16 protein-coding genes are annotated in these 16,410 nt (G+C 37.9%); 4 read left to right on the top strand and 12 right to left on the bottom strand.

Annotated elements, in window-relative coordinates; all coding sequences use genetic code 11:
- Window positions 1-302: 302 nt before the first annotated feature.
- Both MSBRM_RS14895 and MSBRM_RS14890 read left to right on the top strand, forming a co-directional pair.
- Entirely contained in the window at window positions 303-1,013 is a 711-nt protein-coding gene (locus tag MSBRM_RS14895) for a class I SAM-dependent methyltransferase (RefSeq protein ID WP_230668910.1), read from the top strand.
- Window positions 1,014-1,227: 214 nt separating this feature from the next.
- The gene (locus tag MSBRM_RS14890) at window positions 1,228-1,590 is read left to right on the top strand and encodes a sulfite exporter TauE/SafE family protein (protein WP_048121508.1); all 363 of its coding nucleotides are present in this window, start codon (window positions 1,228-1,230) and stop codon (window positions 1,588-1,590) included.
- 221 nt (window positions 1,591-1,811) lie between these two features.
- Here the strand turns inward: MSBRM_RS14890 and MSBRM_RS14885 are convergent, their stop codons facing one another.
- The 9 genes from MSBRM_RS14885 to MSBRM_RS14845 all read right to left on the bottom strand — a co-directional run bounded on the left by MSBRM_RS14885 (window position 1,812) and on the right by MSBRM_RS14845 (window position 12,170).
- Window positions 1,812-3,551 (bottom strand): DEAD/DEAH box helicase, encoded by a 1,740-nt coding sequence (locus MSBRM_RS14885; RefSeq protein WP_048121506.1) that lies wholly within the window; start codon window positions 3,549-3,551, stop codon window positions 1,812-1,814.
- Between the two features lie 696 nt (window positions 3,552-4,247).
- Window positions 4,248-4,691, bottom strand: a complete 444-nt coding sequence (locus MSBRM_RS14880; RefSeq protein ID WP_048121504.1) for a hypothetical protein — start codon at window positions 4,689-4,691, stop codon at window positions 4,248-4,250.
- 452 nt (window positions 4,692-5,143) lie between these two features.
- A complete protein-coding gene (locus MSBRM_RS14875) occupies window positions 5,144-5,515 on the bottom strand; it encodes a 4Fe-4S dicluster domain-containing protein (RefSeq protein ID WP_048121502.1) in 372 nt (123 codons plus the stop codon).
- 13 nt (window positions 5,516-5,528) lie between these two features.
- Window positions 5,529-6,605, bottom strand: coding sequence for a hydrogenase large subunit (locus MSBRM_RS14870; RefSeq protein WP_048121500.1), 1,077 nt, complete (start codon window positions 6,603-6,605; stop codon window positions 5,529-5,531).
- A 22-nt stretch (window positions 6,606-6,627) separates the two neighbouring features.
- Window positions 6,628-6,981: an NADH-quinone oxidoreductase subunit C gene (locus tag MSBRM_RS14865; protein WP_230628923.1), complete on the bottom strand. Its 354-nt coding sequence runs from the start codon at window positions 6,979-6,981 to the stop codon at window positions 6,628-6,630.
- On the bottom strand, window positions 6,974-7,444 hold the full coding sequence (locus MSBRM_RS14860) for an NADH-quinone oxidoreductase subunit B family protein (protein ID WP_048121498.1): 471 nt from the start codon (window positions 7,442-7,444) through the stop codon (window positions 6,974-6,976). Before MSBRM_RS14860 ends, MSBRM_RS14865 begins: the two co-directional genes overlap by 8 nt.
- Before the next feature lie 14 nt (window positions 7,445-7,458).
- Window positions 7,459-8,322 carry a respiratory chain complex I subunit 1 family protein gene (locus MSBRM_RS14855; RefSeq protein WP_048121497.1) on the bottom strand — a complete coding sequence of 288 codons (864 nt, stop codon included), beginning with the start codon at window positions 8,320-8,322 and terminating at the stop codon, window positions 7,459-7,461.
- Window positions 8,319-10,235 carry an NADH-quinone oxidoreductase subunit 5 family protein gene (locus tag MSBRM_RS14850; protein WP_048121495.1) on the bottom strand — a complete coding sequence of 639 codons (1,917 nt, stop codon included), beginning with the start codon at window positions 10,233-10,235 and terminating at the stop codon, window positions 8,319-8,321. The genes MSBRM_RS14855 and MSBRM_RS14850 overlap by 4 nt, the downstream gene beginning before the upstream one ends.
- Window positions 10,236-11,198: 963 nt before the next feature.
- Window positions 11,199-12,170 carry a permease gene (locus MSBRM_RS14845; RefSeq protein ID WP_048121493.1) on the bottom strand — a complete coding sequence of 324 codons (972 nt, stop codon included), beginning with the start codon at window positions 12,168-12,170 and terminating at the stop codon, window positions 11,199-11,201.
- Window positions 12,171-12,465: 295 nt separating this feature from the next.
- Here MSBRM_RS14845 and MSBRM_RS20910 point away from each other — a divergent pair, with 295 nt between their 5' ends.
- Window positions 12,466-12,624, top strand: coding sequence for a hypothetical protein (locus MSBRM_RS20910; RefSeq protein ID WP_176722172.1), 159 nt, complete (start codon window positions 12,466-12,468; stop codon window positions 12,622-12,624).
- Window positions 12,625-12,912: 288 nt separating this feature from the next.
- On the opposite strand, the gene MSBRM_RS14840 is transcribed toward MSBRM_RS20910, so the two are convergent.
- Together MSBRM_RS14840 and MSBRM_RS14835 are read right to left on the bottom strand one after the other, a co-directional pair.
- Entirely contained in the window at window positions 12,913-13,296 is a 384-nt protein-coding gene (locus MSBRM_RS14840; protein ID WP_048123508.1) for a putative zinc-binding protein, read from the bottom strand.
- Window positions 13,297-13,473: 177 nt separating this feature from the next.
- Window positions 13,474-13,707 (bottom strand): thioredoxin family protein, encoded by a 234-nt coding sequence (locus tag MSBRM_RS14835; protein ID WP_048123506.1) that lies wholly within the window; start codon window positions 13,705-13,707, stop codon window positions 13,474-13,476.
- A 314-nt stretch (window positions 13,708-14,021) separates the two neighbouring features.
- On the opposite strand from MSBRM_RS14835, the gene MSBRM_RS14830 reads away from it, so the two are divergent.
- Window positions 14,022-14,957, top strand: coding sequence for a magnesium transporter CorA family protein (locus tag MSBRM_RS14830; protein WP_048121491.1), 936 nt, complete (start codon window positions 14,022-14,024; stop codon window positions 14,955-14,957).
- A 210-nt stretch (window positions 14,958-15,167) separates the two neighbouring features.
- Here MSBRM_RS14830 and MSBRM_RS14825 read toward each other — a convergent pair whose 3' ends face one another.
- A complete protein-coding gene (locus MSBRM_RS14825; RefSeq protein ID WP_048121490.1) occupies window positions 15,168-16,385 on the bottom strand; it encodes an ammonium transporter in 1,218 nt (405 codons plus the stop codon).
- Window positions 16,386-16,410: the final 25 nt, after the last annotated feature.

Below are 16,410 nucleotides of genomic sequence, written 5' to 3'. Positions count from 1 at the left end.
TTTAGGCTTTATTTCTATTTTTTAGGCTTTATTTCTACTTTTTAGGCTTATTTCTATTTTTTAGGCTTTATTTCTACTTTTTAGGCTTATTTCTATTTTTTAGGCTTTATTTCTACTTTTTAGGCTTATTTCTATTTTTTAGGCTTTATTTCTATTTTTTAGGCTTTATTTCTACTTTTTATTCTTTAATGAGGTTTGGATGAAAAATTAGTGATTTTTTATGAAAACAATTAATTACCCTCATTTCCAAGAAAAGGTAATAACTTTTCAGCTCGATAACAATTAAATAGGACCCCAGTAACATGACTCCTATGACTTCTGCAAAACCTGCCCAAAATGCCACTCCTCATCTTCCTGAGGACTTTGATTCTCGAATTTCGGGAGTACTCCCTTACTACTCCTGCTTTCATCAGGAAACTATCAATTTCATCAAGTCCATGCCATCAATCCCAAAAATTTGGCTAGATACCGGATGCGGAACAGGATCTCTGGTTAATAAAGCAATTGAGGAATTTCCGACTACAAAGTTTCTTTTACTTGATCCCTCAGAAGGTATGCTGAATCAGGCAAGGAAAAAACTATCATCCTGCCCTGCTGACCGGCTGGAACTCCTGAAAGCTTCTTCTACTCAGGAATTCTCTCAGGATTTGGAGGAAAAACCGGACATTATAACTGCGATACAGTGCCATCACTATCTTAGCCGTGAAGAAAGGGTCAAGGCCACTGGTATGTGTTATAATCTTCTAAAAGAAGGCGGAGTTTATATTACATTTGAAAATATCAGACCGCTAACAGAAGAAGGAATTCTTGCAGGGAAAAGGTACTGGCGCAATTTTCAGTTAGCCCATGGCAGAACTGATGAAGAAATAAAGGAGCATCTGAAGCGTTTTGATACAGAATATTTTCCAATAACTGTTGAAGAACACCTTGAACTCTTAAGGGAAGCAGGCTTCAGAACCGTGGAATTATTCTGGTACTCTTATATGCAGGCTGGTTTTTATTGCATCAAATAATCGTTTTTCGAGTTTTTATTCTATCCTTATTCTTTCTTATTTTTCTACTACAGGATTAAAATTACACCAATTAGCTTATGAACTCTATCTTTCTGACAACAAGAAAATTTTTTTATTAATGAAATGATATTAATACTGATTCTACATCTGTTTTTGTGACGAAAAAGGAATCTAAAAAACGGTCTTTATAAATATCTTTGGATGGTAACTGTTTATGGAAGATTTAATAATTTATTTACTGATTGGTGCTGTAGCAGGTATTTTAAGTGGACTCTTTGGGATTGGTGGTGGGGTTATAATTATTCCTGCACTAGTTGTTTTACAGGGATTTTCTCAAATAAAAGCCCAGGGAACTTCTCTAGTCGCACTGCTTCCACCTGTTGGCATACTTGCTTTTCTTGAATACTATAAAAGGGGAAACACCGATTTATATGCGGGTATAATCATTTGTATTGCTATGGTTATTGGTGCTAAATTCGGAGCACAATTCGCAAATACGCTCCCAATGGATGTGCTAAGAAAGGCTTTTGGTATATTTGTTATTCTAATAGGAATAAAGACCTTTTTGGGAAAATAAGAATTCTACCTAAGAATATCAGTAGTTATTCAGTCTATCAATATTTAGTCTATTGATTTTGATTTCAACGTAAATCCGAAAAATAAACTAAAGGTCTGAGTAAAAAACCCGAGGTTTGAATAAAGGATTAGGGGGGTAAAATTAATGCTTTCAGAATCTTTCAGAATTTATCTAAATTACTGAAGCTTTGTAGCCCCTGAATTCCTTAAAAAGAAATGGAATTAGTACGAAGAATATTTTTTCTTCGCAGTTCGTGTATCTCTTGTATAACTTTTGCTGTTCGTATTGCGAGAGCCATTCCAGGAATCATTTCGCGAATAATTCCGAGATCCATTGCGAGTGCCACCGCGATAGTCATCCGAACTCTTTGAGCTTCTTTTCTTTGATTTCTGGGCAAGCTCTATAAAGGGCTTTCGCCCTCTCTTTTTGTCTTTGAAAATTTCAAGCAGGGCTGAAGCCTGAGCAAAAGGTACGGTTACGAAGGAGAAGTGCGGGAAAATTTCTGCATCTCTGACTTTCAGGTCGTGTTCTCCGGTTTCTTCCTGTATAAACTCGCACAGCTTCTCAGGGGTCATGCCGTCAGCTTTTCCCATTGCGATGAAAAGCCTGGTTTTGCCTTTCCGGTCGACATATGAACTTCCAGAGATCTCTGTGTACATGCTTTCGTCGAACATCTCTTTGAAAGAATACTTCAGGAGGGCAGCCAGGATTTTCTCGGCCGGGTATTCTTCAAGGAGTTTTTCACTCATCTCAAGGCAGTCGCCGTAGTCTTCAGTTTTTATAGTCTCTTCAAGTTCGGTTTTTACTCTTGCCCTTTTGGCTTTTATTACATCTTTTATCTCGGGAATTCTGCCTCTTTTCATTTCGGACTTTGAGGTCTTTTTTATGTAAGTGAGCCGCCTGTATTCCGTGGATGTAACGAAAGTAATTGCAGTTCCCTGCTTTCCTGCCCGGCCGGTTCTTCCGATCCTGTGTACGTAGGACTCAGGGTCTTGCGGAAGGGAATAGTTAATTACATGGGTCAGGTCCATGATATCGATACCTCGAGCTGCAACGTCGGTTGCTACGAGGATATTTATCTTTTGTTTTCTGAACCTGTTCAGTATCTTTTCCCTTTCACGCTGGGAAAGATCGCCGTGCAGTGCATCGGCTGCATATCCCCTGTCTCCAAGCTTCTGGGCAAGTTGCGCGGTATCGGTTTTTGTTCTGCAGAACACAAGCCCGTAGAATTCGTCTTCAATATCGATAATCCTGCACAGGGCTTCAAATTTGTCGCTTTCCTTGACTTCAAAATAAATCTGCTCAGTTAGGTTTACATCAAGATCTTCTTTCTTAATTGCAACATGTTCATAGTTCTTCATGTGTTTCTTGATGATGCCAAGGATAGGCTTTGGCATTGTAGCTGAAAAGAAAAGCATTCTCTTATCAGGCCCGGTTGCCTTTAATATTTCCTTAATATCATCAATAAAGCCCATATTGAGCATTTCATCAGCTTCGTCCAGTACGAAATACGCGATGTCCTTAAGGTTCAAACTCTTTCGCTCAAGGTGATCGATGACTCTTCCTGGAGTTCCCACGACAATATCAACTCCGCTTTTCAGCATTCTGAGTTGCTGGGTCATGGACTGTCCCCCATAAATCGGGACAATATGTAGCTTTTTGTCTCCTTTCAGAGAGTTAAGTTCTTCTGAGACCTGGATTGCTAATTCTCGAGTCGGGGTCAGGACTATCGCCTGTACCTTTCCTGATTTCTCCGGAATTTTTTCTATAATGGGGGCTCCGAAAGCCGTTGTTTTCCCGGTTCCGGTCTGAGCCTGCCCTATAATATCACATTCTCCTTTCATAAAAAGCGGGATGACTTTTTCCTGAATTGGGGTTGGTTCTTCAAACCCTTTCTTTTTAAGGGCTTTTAACATACTGTCTGAAAGCCCCAATGCCTTAAATTTTGCTAATTTTTCCATGTACTCACTCTAATATTAACATTTTTTTACAGATCGCTCAATTTGCAGGTCTGCTGCTTACATACTCTGCCGCATACCCGTCAGTATCCTTTGCGGAAGAGGCCATTTATTGAAACCAGTACATGATACCAGCTAAAAACAGGTAAACACGCTGTATAAATGGTTAATATTCCCCGGGAATGCGAGAAGATGCCTAAGGACCAGGGAAATTCACAACCGAGATACATAAAACTTATACAGCAAAAATTCGATTTTCTTGGATAAGTTCCGGACGCTTTTTTGAGTTATTCCCTGTGATACAGGCAGACGGAATTATTAATTGAATAATATTAGGTTAGATAACCTTTAACTTGAATAGCTACCCTGTTACCCATTCCTGTATATAACCCTTTGCAACCCTCCTAATGAGGTTTTTAATAATAAAGCTTTCTATCCTCCCGAAAAGCCCCCTGAGCCAGATGCTATCGATTTTTGGGAAAACCGTTTATAGGTAGACAATTACATACAGGTCTAATTAGTGATTAATACACAGGTATAAGCAGTTATTGGTGGAAGTAGTGATTAATACACAGATCTAAGCAGTGATTGGTGAAAGTAGTGATTAATACACAGATCTAAGCAGTGATTGGTATAGCAGTGATTAATACAGCTTATGTATTGATTACAAGACTGGGAAAATGTTCAGATACCGCTTGTTCAGTAATACCAGCCGTGAAAACAAAGCTCATCAGTTAACATTTCTTTAAGAAGGCTCATCCGCTCGATCGAGTTCCTGATCTGTTCGGGCTTATCCAGTACTTCTTCACACCCGGTTTCTTCTTGTATTGTTGTGATCCTCAGAAGCTCGGCAAAATTAACACACTCGTCCAGAAAGCTGTTGAACAACTTGCGGGCTTTTAGAAGGCCTTCCGAAGTCCTGAAATCGGGCTGAACAGTTTTTTCATACTCTGCTCTCTGCTTCATTTCTGAGACCAGGAAACGTGACTCAACATAATCCCTTGAATTCAGAAGATCCCCAAGGTTCCTGAGATCAGTCCCTATATGCTGAGTAAAGTAAGCAATCTCAAAAGCCCATTGTTTATCAAAATTAGTTTCCGGCCCTGTATTGGAAAAAGGAATTTTACTCGTCAGCCAGCTCATCTCCGGTTCATTTTTGCCTTTTTTTCATTATTAACATGTAAGAGGAAAGAATAAAAGTTTAACTAAATTCTCTGGAATGCTTAACTAAATTCTCTGGCTTTATAATATATTTTCTGGATTTTTCTTAAGAAGTAAAACACGGAGCATATTTTTTTAAATTCTCATTTGACCGAATGTATTCACACTTACCGTAGTTTGTCTCATCCGTTAGTTATTTTTCCTCATTTAAAATAGAAGTCAAGAGAATACAGAAGTCAAGAGAATACAGAAGTCAAGAGAATACAGAAGTCAAGAGAAAAATGCTTTTCTGCCTGAATGGCTTTTGGGAAATCCACTAAGGGATTTCCTTAACTGCCAAATTTCGACCGGAGAACATTCAGTATTGTTTTTCAAGTAAAAATTTAAAAAATTAAAAAGCAGTATCAAAAAGGAATTAATTTAAAAATTAATTCTTATTTTGAAGGTGCTGCTTTTGGAGCTTTTGGCTTGTCTACTATTGGAACTGCTATCTTAATAAATTCCTTAGCACCAGTCTTTGCTCTTTCGTTGGAGACTGATAGGCAACCTTTTGGGCAGCCCTTAACGCATTCAGTGCACATAATGCATCTAAATACATTGAGTTCCCATGTTTTATTGGCCTTAGTAACTGTTATTGCGTCAGGTGGACATTTCTTTTGACATAGCCCGCAGAGAATACAGTTTTCAGGGTTAAAAACAATTCTTCCTTTGAACTCCTTAAAAGGTTCCCTTATCTCGAAGGGGTAAAGTCTGGTAGCAGGTTTACGAGAAATATTTGTTAGTACAAGGTTTAACATACCCATCATATCACCCTCTTCTTCATCTTTCAGTGCAGCTAACGCAGGGATCTATAGTAAGTACAACTATAGGCACATCAGCGAGTTTGACGCCCGGTAACATAAGTAACAGTGAAGGTATGTTTGCAAAGGTAGGTGTCCTTACTTTAAGTCTTTCCAGTTTTTTGGTACCATTACCTTTCACATAGTATACAACTTCACCTCTGGGCTGCTCTGTTCTCATAATCGCTTCTCCAGTAGGGAAGCCTTTAATACGTGTTTCAATCTCACCATCAGGCATCTTGGAGATTGCATTTCTTATAATAGTCAGAGAATTTAATAGCTCAGTGATTCTTACTTTAGTTCTGGCGTAACAATCTCCATCCTTTTCAACAGCCGTTTTAAAACCGAGATCCTTATAAATATCCCAGTCTGCTGTCTCCCGCACGTCGATAGCGTTCCCACTTCCTCTAAGTGTAGGGCCAGCTGTTCCAGCTTCGTATGCGACTTGCTTTGACATTGTGGCTAATCCCACAAGTCTTTGCTTAACTGTGTAATTGTTTACGAAAACTTTTTCAACATTTTTGATTTCAGGTTCCAGCGAATCACACATTTTCAAAAGCATATCAATATGTTCTTTAGTCAGATCTTTGGTAACTCCTCCGACTTTGGATATTGAATGTATGACTCTGTTTCCGCAGATTCTTTCCGCTACATCCAGTACTTCTTCTCTGTACTTCCAGCATTCGTAAAAGAGGCTTTCAAACCCAAAACCATCGGCAAACAGGCCAAGCCAGAGGAGGTGACTGTGAAGTCTATTCAGTTCACCAACTATTACTCTTATATACTGTGCTCTTTCAGGGATTTCAGTGTCAAATAATTTTTCGACTGCCCGTGTATAAGTTATACCATGGAGAGCACTGCATATTCCGCATATCCTCTCACAAACATAAGTGGTTTGGTTAAAGTCCTTTGTGTTTATAAATGTTTCAAGCCCTCTGTGAACGTAGCCCAATGATGGAAGTACTCCAACAACAACATCGTTGTCAATTTCAAGTTTTAATGACACTGGTTCAGGTAAAACGGGATGCTGAGGACCAAATGGTATTATGGTTGTCATGTGATTCTCCTCTCAAATTGCTTTAGGCTAAGGGAGCTTTTGGACTGTTTGGTGTCAGGTAAAGGTGACCCTTATAATCTATTGCTAAACCTTCGAAAGTCAATCCGAAAAGATCCTGGTACTCGTTCTCGATCAAAAGAGCACATAAATAAATGCCTGACATGCTCTTGGGTTTCTCACCTGGTTTTACAAAGTACCTTAGATTCTTTAATTTGTTATCTTTCTCAAAGATATATATCAATTCATGGCCTTCGTCAGCTTTCAGGCATATCATCGTAGAATATCGATAGCCATCGCTTTTTAAACCTTCAACAGTTTTTAGCAGTTCGTCACTGCTTTTTATTTCTGTTATATTTTGAATCACATTATCAAGCATTTGATGGCACCTCGTTTCCTTTCAATTTTACTTCTTTTCCTTTGATGTTCCCTTTCTTCTTATTTTCAAGTATTGAAAGTGCTGCTACTACTCCGTCAAGTATGGCTTCAGGTCTTGGGCAACATCCAGGAACATATGCATCTACTGGTATGACCTGATCCACGCCACCTACCACATTGTAGCAATCATGGAATATCCCACCTGTAGATGCACAGGCACCTACAGCTAAAACTACTTTTGGATCAGGAATCTGGTTATAAAGGTTTTTAAGCACATTTACATTCTTATAATTCACTGAGCCTGTAACCACCATTATATCAGCTTGCTTGGGAGTACCAATGTTTATAACGCCAAATCTTTCAGCATCATATAGGGGAGTAAGACAGGCCACTACTTCAATATCACAACCGTTGCAACTGTTACAGTTAACATGTATAATCCATGGGGATTTTGCCAAACTCATAAGTGTCCCTCTTTTTAAATTAATTTGACTCCACTAACGTACAGGAATGCTATGTTCACAAGCGAAATTACTAGCAGGATTGTCCAACTCAGTTTGAGCATCCACTGCCAGTACACTCTTGCAGTAATGTTATCTATAACAATTACAAGCAAGTAAGCAATGATACCTATAAGCACACCTATTACTGGGGCTGATGCCCAGAATAAGAATATGAGTCCAGTTAAGAACACGTATTCATAAAAGTGTGCGATCTCAATGGTGGCAAATCCTGGCCCTCCATATTCAGTCGTCATACCTTTAATCAGTTCCTGATGACCATGGTGAGAGGTTGAGTAGTCAAAGGGTGATTTTTTCAATTTTATATTCAAAACAACTATCATTGCTATGAATATAAGAGGCGTATACATTAGCAGAGGGGATGATGCATCTAACAGAGCTGATAACTTGAAAGTGCCGGTAAGCAAGTAGATTGCAAGAGCATATAAAATTAAAACTGGTTCATAGGACAGTATAGCCATTATTTCCCTTGAACTTCCTATTCTAGCATACGGAGAACCGGTGCTCATTCCTCCTACAACTAGAGCTACCGAAGCTACTGTGTAGACGAATATTATCATCAAGAAGTCTTGTTTGAAAACTAACATCAAAAGGCTCAAAATGATAAAGGCGAGGTACACAATTACGTAAAAGTTTTGAGATGGATTTACAACTATGTTGTCTTTGCTAAGGAGCTTCCTAACATCATAGTATGGCTGCAAAAGAGGAGGACCTACTCTACCCTGCAATCTTGCAGTGAGTTTCCTGTCTATTCCTGAGGCTAAACAGCCGAGGATAGGAGCACCAATTAAGACAAGAATAATTGTTAGAATATCATTCATAATCCTACTCCTCCTGCTAATGCAATTACAATCAGAATTATGGAAATTGCATATCCAAATGTTGTAAGTTTACTTTCTCCAAAAATATTCTGAAGATAGATGTTGGAGACACTGCATTTTTCGTAATCGCAAACTCCATTTCTGAACATTAACCCGTCTTTTTCAAGGTTGTTTTCCCCGCACATATAGAAGTTAACTTTACGAGTTGTGGTGTTCTTGGTAGCGAGGTAGATCAGAATAGCCAGAGCGAGCACTACGAATACTGCTGCATAATCAAATGCTCCTATTTCAGAGGTAAATTGTCCAACTGGTCCTGTAATATTAGGAACATTTCCTAGTAGAATTTCGACCTGAGGTCCGACGAAGTAGTTGTATATTGAAAATATAAAGATACTTGTACCTATAATGGATAACGCAAGAACCGATAGTGGGAAATATGTTTCCAGTTTTTTATGGGGAACTGCGTTTTTATCCATGCTGGATGATAAGATTGTTCCAAGCCATTTAGAGTAATAAACTGTGGTGAGTGCACTTCCAAGTACTATGAATATTATCACAACAGGGTTGTTTGAAGCAGCTTCCATTGATACCCATTTTGTAAGCAATACTCCGAAAGGAGGTAATAGCATGGATATCATTCCCAGAGCTGCAATGGAGGTGAGAAGAGGAGCCTTCTTTATTAATCCTGACATGTCCTCTATATCTCTGCTTCCTATGGTGTGCTCAATTTCACCTGTGCACAGGAATAAGAGACCTTTTGATATAGCGTGGAACAGAATAAGCATCATCGAAGCAGCTACAGCCAGAGGTGTGCCTATCCCGGCGCTTGCGATAATTAATCCTAGATTTGCAATAGTTGAATAAGCAAGCACTCTTTTGGCGTTTCTTTGAGATAAGGCTAAAGCTGAGCAGATAACGAAGGTGAAGCTACCGTAAACTGCAATAGCTGTTCCGAGGGATGTATTAGCAAAAGCTGGTACAAGCTTGACAATTAAAAACACACCAGCATTTACCATCGTGCTTGAGTGCAGTAAAGCAGAAACAGGAGTTGGAGCTACCATTGCACCCAAGAGCCAGCTATGGAAGGGCATCTGAGCAGATTTCGCAAAGCCTCCAATACAGAGTAAAGCAACAGGAAGGGCTAAAGCGGCCAGCGCTACTGCATCAGTTCCAGCGTAAGTTGCAATCCCAGTAAGGGAATTTATATCATATTTAGTTGCAAGCAGAATTATGCCTATGGACATAGCAACTCCGCCGACAAGGTTTAAGGACAGAGCCCTGAAACCGTTGTTTATTCCTTCTTCATCCATGTTATATGAGATCAACACGAATGAACACAGAGTTGTTAGTTCCCAGAAAAGATACAGCCATCCTAGTGTGTCAGACATTACCAGACCATTCATGGCTGCCAGGAAGAAGCTCATTGTAAAGTAAAATGTCCTTTGTCTATTAAGATGCCTGTGCTCTTCATACTGATCCATGTATCCAGTTGCGAATAAAATAATCGCAGTACCGACTATATTCACAATCAATATCATGAGCTGAGACAGTTGATCAATATTAAAAGAAGCACTTTCAGCACCTGGAACATTGGCATAAGTGTAAGCAAATAAGGCTGCTGAAATTATTCCAAGTCCAAGTGTAGGCCAGTTTTTATATTTTGCTGACACAGCAAGAATATATAGTATTACCAGTACTTCGAGTACAAGGACAATGTTTTCATACATTGCAAAATTTGGTCCCTCAACCGGGACTACTCCAGTACCACCTAATACTAAACTAACGGATAAAGCTATTCCAATTATGAAAAAAGCCCAAGCCAGATACTTGTATAGCGATTTGGGAAGGGCTATAAATAATAACGAAAACAGTAGGGGTACTATAATTAATAGCATAACGGTGTTTTCTATCATACAGCGTATCCTCCGATCTATTAATCCTCCGATCTGTTATTCTCAACTTATAATGCTGGAACTTATGCAGCTGAAAAATAGAATCCAATATTTTGGACGTTTTTATAACCTATTTTCTATATACTCGAATAACTTAATATATTGATTTCCCAGTCCAACTGCGCAATTCCTGAGTATATAAGAATATGGACTAATATTCCACAAATATTATAGTATTCTTATATCAAAATTACAAGAAATAATAATATGCGAATAACATCGATATAAATTCGACATGTTGCCAATTCTTATTATTACAAAGGCATATTTAAAGATAGTGATTTTCTTTTTACTTTTATATTACTAACGAGAATAATGGACAAAATAGCCCCCAAATATTGTTTTTTTCTTGTTTACATCCTCGTTATAAATATTACTGAGTGTCAATAGATACTACCAAATAATCCCAGTACTACTTAAGTAGTATAAATTAGCATGAACAAAGCTATATTTAAACATACTGATTTTAATTTACTTTTGTATTGCTCCTGAGACTCATTTATTGAGTAACCTGTGAAAATCACAGTTTTAAATTAAAACATCAAAATAAACGACAAATAATAATATCAAATTATTACAATAATTTATATAACAAGGTGATATTTAAAGAAAGTGATTTTATCTTTATATTTATATTAATCTTGATATCTCTAATATATTAATTTTCTTATAATTCTTATAATAGTTGGAATATGTTTTTTAAATGAATTGCATTATATACGGAAAGAGATTATTGCACTGTAATAAAAGGGATAATTGCACTGTAATATAAGGGATAATTGCACTGTAATATAAGGGATAATTGTACTGTAGTATAGGTACAATTATACTACGAATATAGAGAAGAACTTGATAGCTTATTTCAGAAATGCTTCTTAATTAAAAAATAAAGTAAAAAGATAGGAAGAAAGGAGCTTATATTGGTTATAGCAGTATATTGAATAGATATCCTGTGAGAATTATCGAAACTGCCACGATTGAGACAAAGATTGCTATTAGCTCTTTTTTCAGCACCTTTTTAAGAATAACCATTTCAGGCAGTGAAACAGCTGTAACGGACATGAGAAACGCAAGAGAAGTTCCTATGGGAAGACCTTTCCCAATCAGGCTTTCTACGATAGGAATCATTGCCATAACATTTGAGTACAGCGGAACTCCAATCAGAACGGCAATCGGCACTGCAAGCAGGTTATCCTTGCCTGCATATTTCTCTAAAATTCCCTCAGGTGCATATCCGTGGAAAATACCTCCTATGCTAACGCCTATAATTACATAGATCCATACTCTTCCCACGATGTCTTTTACGTTTTCAAAGGCAGTATTTACTCGTTCTTTTACTGTTAACTCTTCGGGGTTTGCAGTCTGCTGTCCCACTTTTATCTTATAAACAAAATCCTCTACGTATCTCTCCAGCTTAAGGAAGCCAATTAGAATACCTCCAAGAACTCCCAGTATAATTCCTGATACTATATAGATTAATGTTGCTTTAAGGCCGAGCGTTGCCCAGAGAGCAGCAACTGCAGCTTCATTTACAAGAGGTGAGGTTATCAAGAATGAAAAAGTAATTCCAAGAGGTATGCCTGCCTCTACAAACCCAATGAAAATCGGAACGGATGAACACGAGCAAAAAGGAGTTACTGTCCCGAGAAGAGATGCAAGAATGTGATATTTAATCCCTTTTTTATTTCCAAGTACTCTACGGGTTCTTTCCGGAGTAATATAGGTCCTGAGGTAAGAAATGAAAAAAATCATCATTGCAAGCAGCAAGAAAATTTTCATCACATCGTAAATAATGAAGTTAACACTTGCTGCAAGGTGCGTATCGGGTGCAATCCCGAAAACCTCGTATGTCAATTTGTCTGCAATCCATTGAAGAGGGTAAAATATATCGACCATTTTGAGTTCCTTCTTCCAGTTATTCACACTTTTTTTGTGATTCTCATATTATGCTATATTATATCAATATATATTTATATGATTATTACAAAATATAAATTTGTCGCTCTAAGTAAATATTTATAATAATACCTGAATTAGAGTGAAATTAGATTGAGACATTGTCACACCGAGAGATATTGTCACACCGACGTTCAATACTGGTACGAAAACAATAATTTAAAGCTCAAACGTTAAATTTAAAGCTCAAACGTTAAAAACTGAGTTGTAAATGCACTAACTGAGGGTTTCAAGTATGGTTAAATGTTCTATTTGCGGAAAGGATGAAACCTCACTTCTTAGAGCAAATCACAGGAAACTTGGCACAATAAAGCTCTGTTTTGGATGCTGGGAAGTAGAAAGCAGCAACAAGAATCTTCTTCCTTCGTGTAGCAGATGCGACTGCTGCAAGTGAGTCTATTTTCAGATATATTGCAATTTACTTTTACTTTTTTCACTCTATAATTCCCTTCAAAGCCTTGCTGGCTCTTTTCCTTGAATAAAAAGATAAATCGGCCATTAAAACCGGTTAAAATGACTAAATTAATACCAACAAGTTTTAGTGACAAAAACTCTCTATAAAATGGTTAAAAAACCCTGTAAACAAGCTGAAATTTCTCTCATCAATTTTTTTTAAAGAGCGATTTTTGTAGATTTAAAGGGAAGGACTTCAAATTAAAATATAAAAGATTAAAATGTGAGATCACTCGGATTGAAGGATTTCCATGACTTTTCCAAGAGTATCTGCTACTTCCTGGTCTTTGAGATCTTTTTCCTTGCTTTTCTTGATCCCAAGTTTGGAGATTACAATCTGTCTATCAACTTTAAACCCTGCAAGTTCAAGGGTCTTGCTGGCACAGTTTACAGGACAACCGTCAATTGCGATAATACGATCAGAAGCTTCGGCAGACTTCATAAGTCCCGGAGCTCTTGCACCGATCCCGACAGTGCACATAAGATTTCCTATGCCCTGCTTTTCGAGCTCTATTGCGATTCTGTTTGAGAGCTGGCCAACATTTGCTGCTCCTACACATGGGAAAATTGCCACATTTGCCGAGCCGCATGCACATTTTGTTTCTTCTGGCATGTTTTTCACACTGACCTTGGATTTATCTTAAAGTAACTGTATCCTGGATTTCTCTCAATGTAACTGTAATCCTGGATTTCTCCTAAAGAAACTATTATTTTAGTTTTTAGTTCCGGGCTAATGCTTCAGTCCATTTAGACAGGTTTATTTTTGATTCATTAGTCCATTTCGACAGGTTTATTTTTTGATCCATTTTTTGATATTATCGACGCTTGGAACTTTACCCGCGACTTTAACATCTCCGTCAATTACAAGAGCAGGAGTGACCATGACTCCGTATCCCAGAATTTTATCGAAATCCTCTACCTTGACAATTTCAGCATCTATACCTGTTTCCTTTACAGCTTTCTCTACCATTTCTTTTGTTTTATTGCATTTTGAACATCCTGTACCAAGTATTTCGATTTTCATCGTATTCACCTCAATATTCCTTATTTCAAACATGTTTGAAGCAACCTATATAAAATTTCCTATTTCAAAACAATTTGAATTAAACCCTGCCTGATTAGTTTTCAAATTTAATTATCCTTGCAGGCATTTTCGAATAAGAAATTAGGATAAACAGGAAAACAAAGAGAAGAGAAAGTTTAGTACATTAACAAACACACAAAAAATATTTATTATGAAAATATATTTATAGATAAGCGTTCTGCTTGAAGCCCTGTAAATTCTATTCTCATTTTGAGTGAATGTATTCTATACTGCCAACAGGGAGAGGAACATCCATGCTTCAGATATTTAAATCGACAGATTCCGGACTGACAACTCTTGACCAGGTTGAAGACGGCGCATGGATTAATCTTGTAAATCCAAACGAGCAGGAAATTCTTTTCATTTCAAAAGACCTGAATATTCCTGCTGAACATCTTAAAGCTGCACTTGATGAAGAGGAACGTTCCAGAATTGAGGTTGATGAAGGCTGTACTGTTGTATTAATAGATATACCTGTACCGAGTGCTAACTTGCAGGACGGAGGAATTTTTTATACAATTCCCCTTGGGATTATAATTACTGGCAAAAACATCGTAACGGTCTCTCTTCAGGAGAATTACGTTATTAAAAGTTTTATCGACCAGAGAATAAAATCCTTTTATACGTTCAAAAAAACACGTTTTCTTTTACAGATCCTGTATCGAAACTCAAAGTTATATCTTCAATATCTCAGGCATATCGATAAAGCAAGTGATAAAATCGAATCCAAATTGCATAAATCCCTGAAAAATAAGGAATTAATCCAGCTTCTTGAGCTGGAAAAAAGCCTTGTATATTTCTCTACATCTTTAAAAAGCAATGAAATAGTCCTTGAGAAAATCCTGAGGTCCACTCCTGTTAAGATGTATCCTGACGATACGGACCTTCTCGAAGATGTTATTGTAGAAAATAAGCAGGCGATTGAAATGGCAAATATTTATAGCAATATCCTGACCGGAACAATGGATGCGTATGCCTCGGTTATTTCCAACAATTTAAACATTGTCATGAAATTCCTGACTTCAGTAACAATCGTTCTGTCAGTCCCAACAATGGTTGCAAGCTTTTTTGGAATGAATGTTGACGTCCCTTTCGAGAATAACCCCCATGCGTTTGTGATCATTTTCATAATGACATTGTTTTTCTCGCTGATTCTAGCTATAACAATGCTAAGGAAACAACTGTTCTAAGAAAAAATTGTTCTAAGGAAACAACTATTCTAAGAAAAAATTGTTCTAAGGAAACAACTGTTCTAAGAAAAAATTGTTCTAAGAAAAGAAATATTCTGAAAAAACTATTCTGAATAACAACTATTCAAAGTAATAATAAGGGGCTGAAAAAAAAGAAAAAATAATTGGGAGGGCCCCTAACTTTTTCGTTAATTGAATAACCTGTTTTTCTCAGTGAATAGTGTCGTAGGCACATTCTCCGTGCATAGAAATATCCAGGCCTATAAGCTGTTCTTCGTCCGTAACTTTGACCGGAGTTACTGTGTTTATTAGCATCAACATAATGTAGGTAAACACAAATGCATAGACTGAAGTAGCTGCAACAACCACAACTTCTTTAATAAAAAATGCTGTGCCGCCGTAAAGCAGTCCGTCAGCTCCTACCGGGTTTATAGCCGTCGAGGCAAAGACTCCAAGTAGAATTGTGCCGGTAACGCCCCCAATTCCATGGACACCCCATACATCAAGAGCATCGTCCCATTCCATTTTGTTTTTAAGATGTACGGCAAAGTAGCAGACAACTGATCCGAGGATTCCCATTAGTGCAGCCACGGGTAAAGAAACAAGACCTGCTGCCGGAGTAATTGTTGCAAGGCCTGCAACTGCTCCTGTCATAAGCCCTACGAACTTTGGTTTTCCTTCCTTATACCATTCCATTGTCATCCAGGTTATTGCTGCAAAAGAGGCTGCAATGTCACTGTTCAAGAACGCAAGTGAAGTAATCCCATCTACATTGAGTTCGCTTCCGGCGTTAAAGCCGTACCATCCAAACCACAGAAGAGCAGTTCCGATAGCCATTAACGGAACATTGTTTGGTTTTGTTATTTTATTATACTTTCTTGAGCCTACGTAAAAGACCGAAGCAAGAGCTGCAAAGCCGGCTGTAGCATGGACAACGATTCCGCCTGCGAAATCAAGAACTCCCATCTGTGCAAGCAGACCGCCTCCCCAGACCATATGGACAAAAGGATAGTAAACAAAAAGCTGCCAGAGAACAAGGAAAATAAGATAAGCTTTAAAAGTAACCCGGTTTGCAAATGCTCCCGTAATCAGAGCCGGGGTTATAATTGCAAACATCATCTGGTAAGCCACGAATACAATTTCCGGGAACCCCATACCTTTGATTATTGTAGTCGGGGTAATTCCGTGTAAAAACATTTTGTCCAGGTTTCCTATGATTGCGCCTTCTCCTCCACTGAAGCATAGAGAATATCCGATAAAAAACCATAAAACAGTTGTTACTCCCATCGAAACAAAGCTTTGCATCATAATTCCTAAAATATTCCGCTTACAGGAAAGTCCTCCGTAGAAGAATGCCAGACCAGGAGTCATTAGCATTACAAGACTTGTCGCAAGCAGCATAAAGCCTGTAGAGCCGGTATTTAACATAATATCATCCCATCTATATTTATAC

This window comes from Methanosarcina barkeri MS (assembly GCF_000970025.1).
Lineage (GTDB): Archaea > Halobacteriota > Methanosarcinia > Methanosarcinales > Methanosarcinaceae > Methanosarcina > Methanosarcina barkeri.
Note: the sequence above shows the minus strand (reverse complement) of the source record. Positions and strands in the feature narration are given on the sequence as shown.

Coding starts and splice junctions, on each gene's coding strand:
- MSBRM_RS14895 (WP_230668910.1), top strand. CDS start 303: ATGACTCCTATGACTTCTGCAAAACCTGCCCAAAATGCCACTCCTCAT.
- MSBRM_RS14890 (WP_048121508.1), top strand. CDS start 1,228: ATGGAAGATTTAATAATTTATTTACTGATTGGTGCTGTAGCAGGTATT.
- MSBRM_RS14885 (WP_048121506.1), bottom strand. CDS start 3,551: ATGGAAAAATTAGCAAAATTTAAGGCATTGGGGCTTTCAGACAGTATG.
- MSBRM_RS14880 (WP_048121504.1), bottom strand. CDS start 4,691: ATGAGCTGGCTGACGAGTAAAATTCCTTTTTCCAATACAGGGCCGGAA.
- MSBRM_RS14875 (WP_048121502.1), bottom strand. CDS start 5,515: ATGATGGGTATGTTAAACCTTGTACTAACAAATATTTCTCGTAAACCT.
- MSBRM_RS14870 (WP_048121500.1), bottom strand. CDS start 6,605: ATGACAACCATAATACCATTTGGTCCTCAGCATCCCGTTTTACCTGAA.
- MSBRM_RS14865 (WP_230628923.1), bottom strand. CDS start 6,981: ATGCTTGATAATGTGATTCAAAATATAACAGAAATAAAAAGCAGTGAC.
- MSBRM_RS14860 (WP_048121498.1), bottom strand. CDS start 7,444: ATGAGTTTGGCAAAATCCCCATGGATTATACATGTTAACTGTAACAGT.
- MSBRM_RS14855 (WP_048121497.1), bottom strand. CDS start 8,322: ATGAATGATATTCTAACAATTATTCTTGTCTTAATTGGTGCTCCTATC.
- MSBRM_RS14850 (WP_048121495.1), bottom strand. CDS start 10,235: ATGATAGAAAACACCGTTATGCTATTAATTATAGTACCCCTACTGTTT.
- MSBRM_RS14845 (WP_048121493.1), bottom strand. CDS start 12,170: ATGGTCGATATATTTTACCCTCTTCAATGGATTGCAGACAAATTGACA.
- MSBRM_RS20910 (WP_176722172.1), top strand. CDS start 12,466: ATGGTTAAATGTTCTATTTGCGGAAAGGATGAAACCTCACTTCTTAGA.
- MSBRM_RS14840 (WP_048123508.1), bottom strand. CDS start 13,296: ATGCCAGAAGAAACAAAATGTGCATGCGGCTCGGCAAATGTGGCAATT.
- MSBRM_RS14835 (WP_048123506.1), bottom strand. CDS start 13,707: ATGAAAATCGAAATACTTGGTACAGGATGTTCAAAATGCAATAAAACA.
- MSBRM_RS14830 (WP_048121491.1), top strand. CDS start 14,022: ATGCTTCAGATATTTAAATCGACAGATTCCGGACTGACAACTCTTGAC.
- MSBRM_RS14825 (WP_048121490.1), bottom strand. CDS start 16,385: ATGTTAAATACCGGCTCTACAGGCTTTATGCTGCTTGCGACAAGTCTT.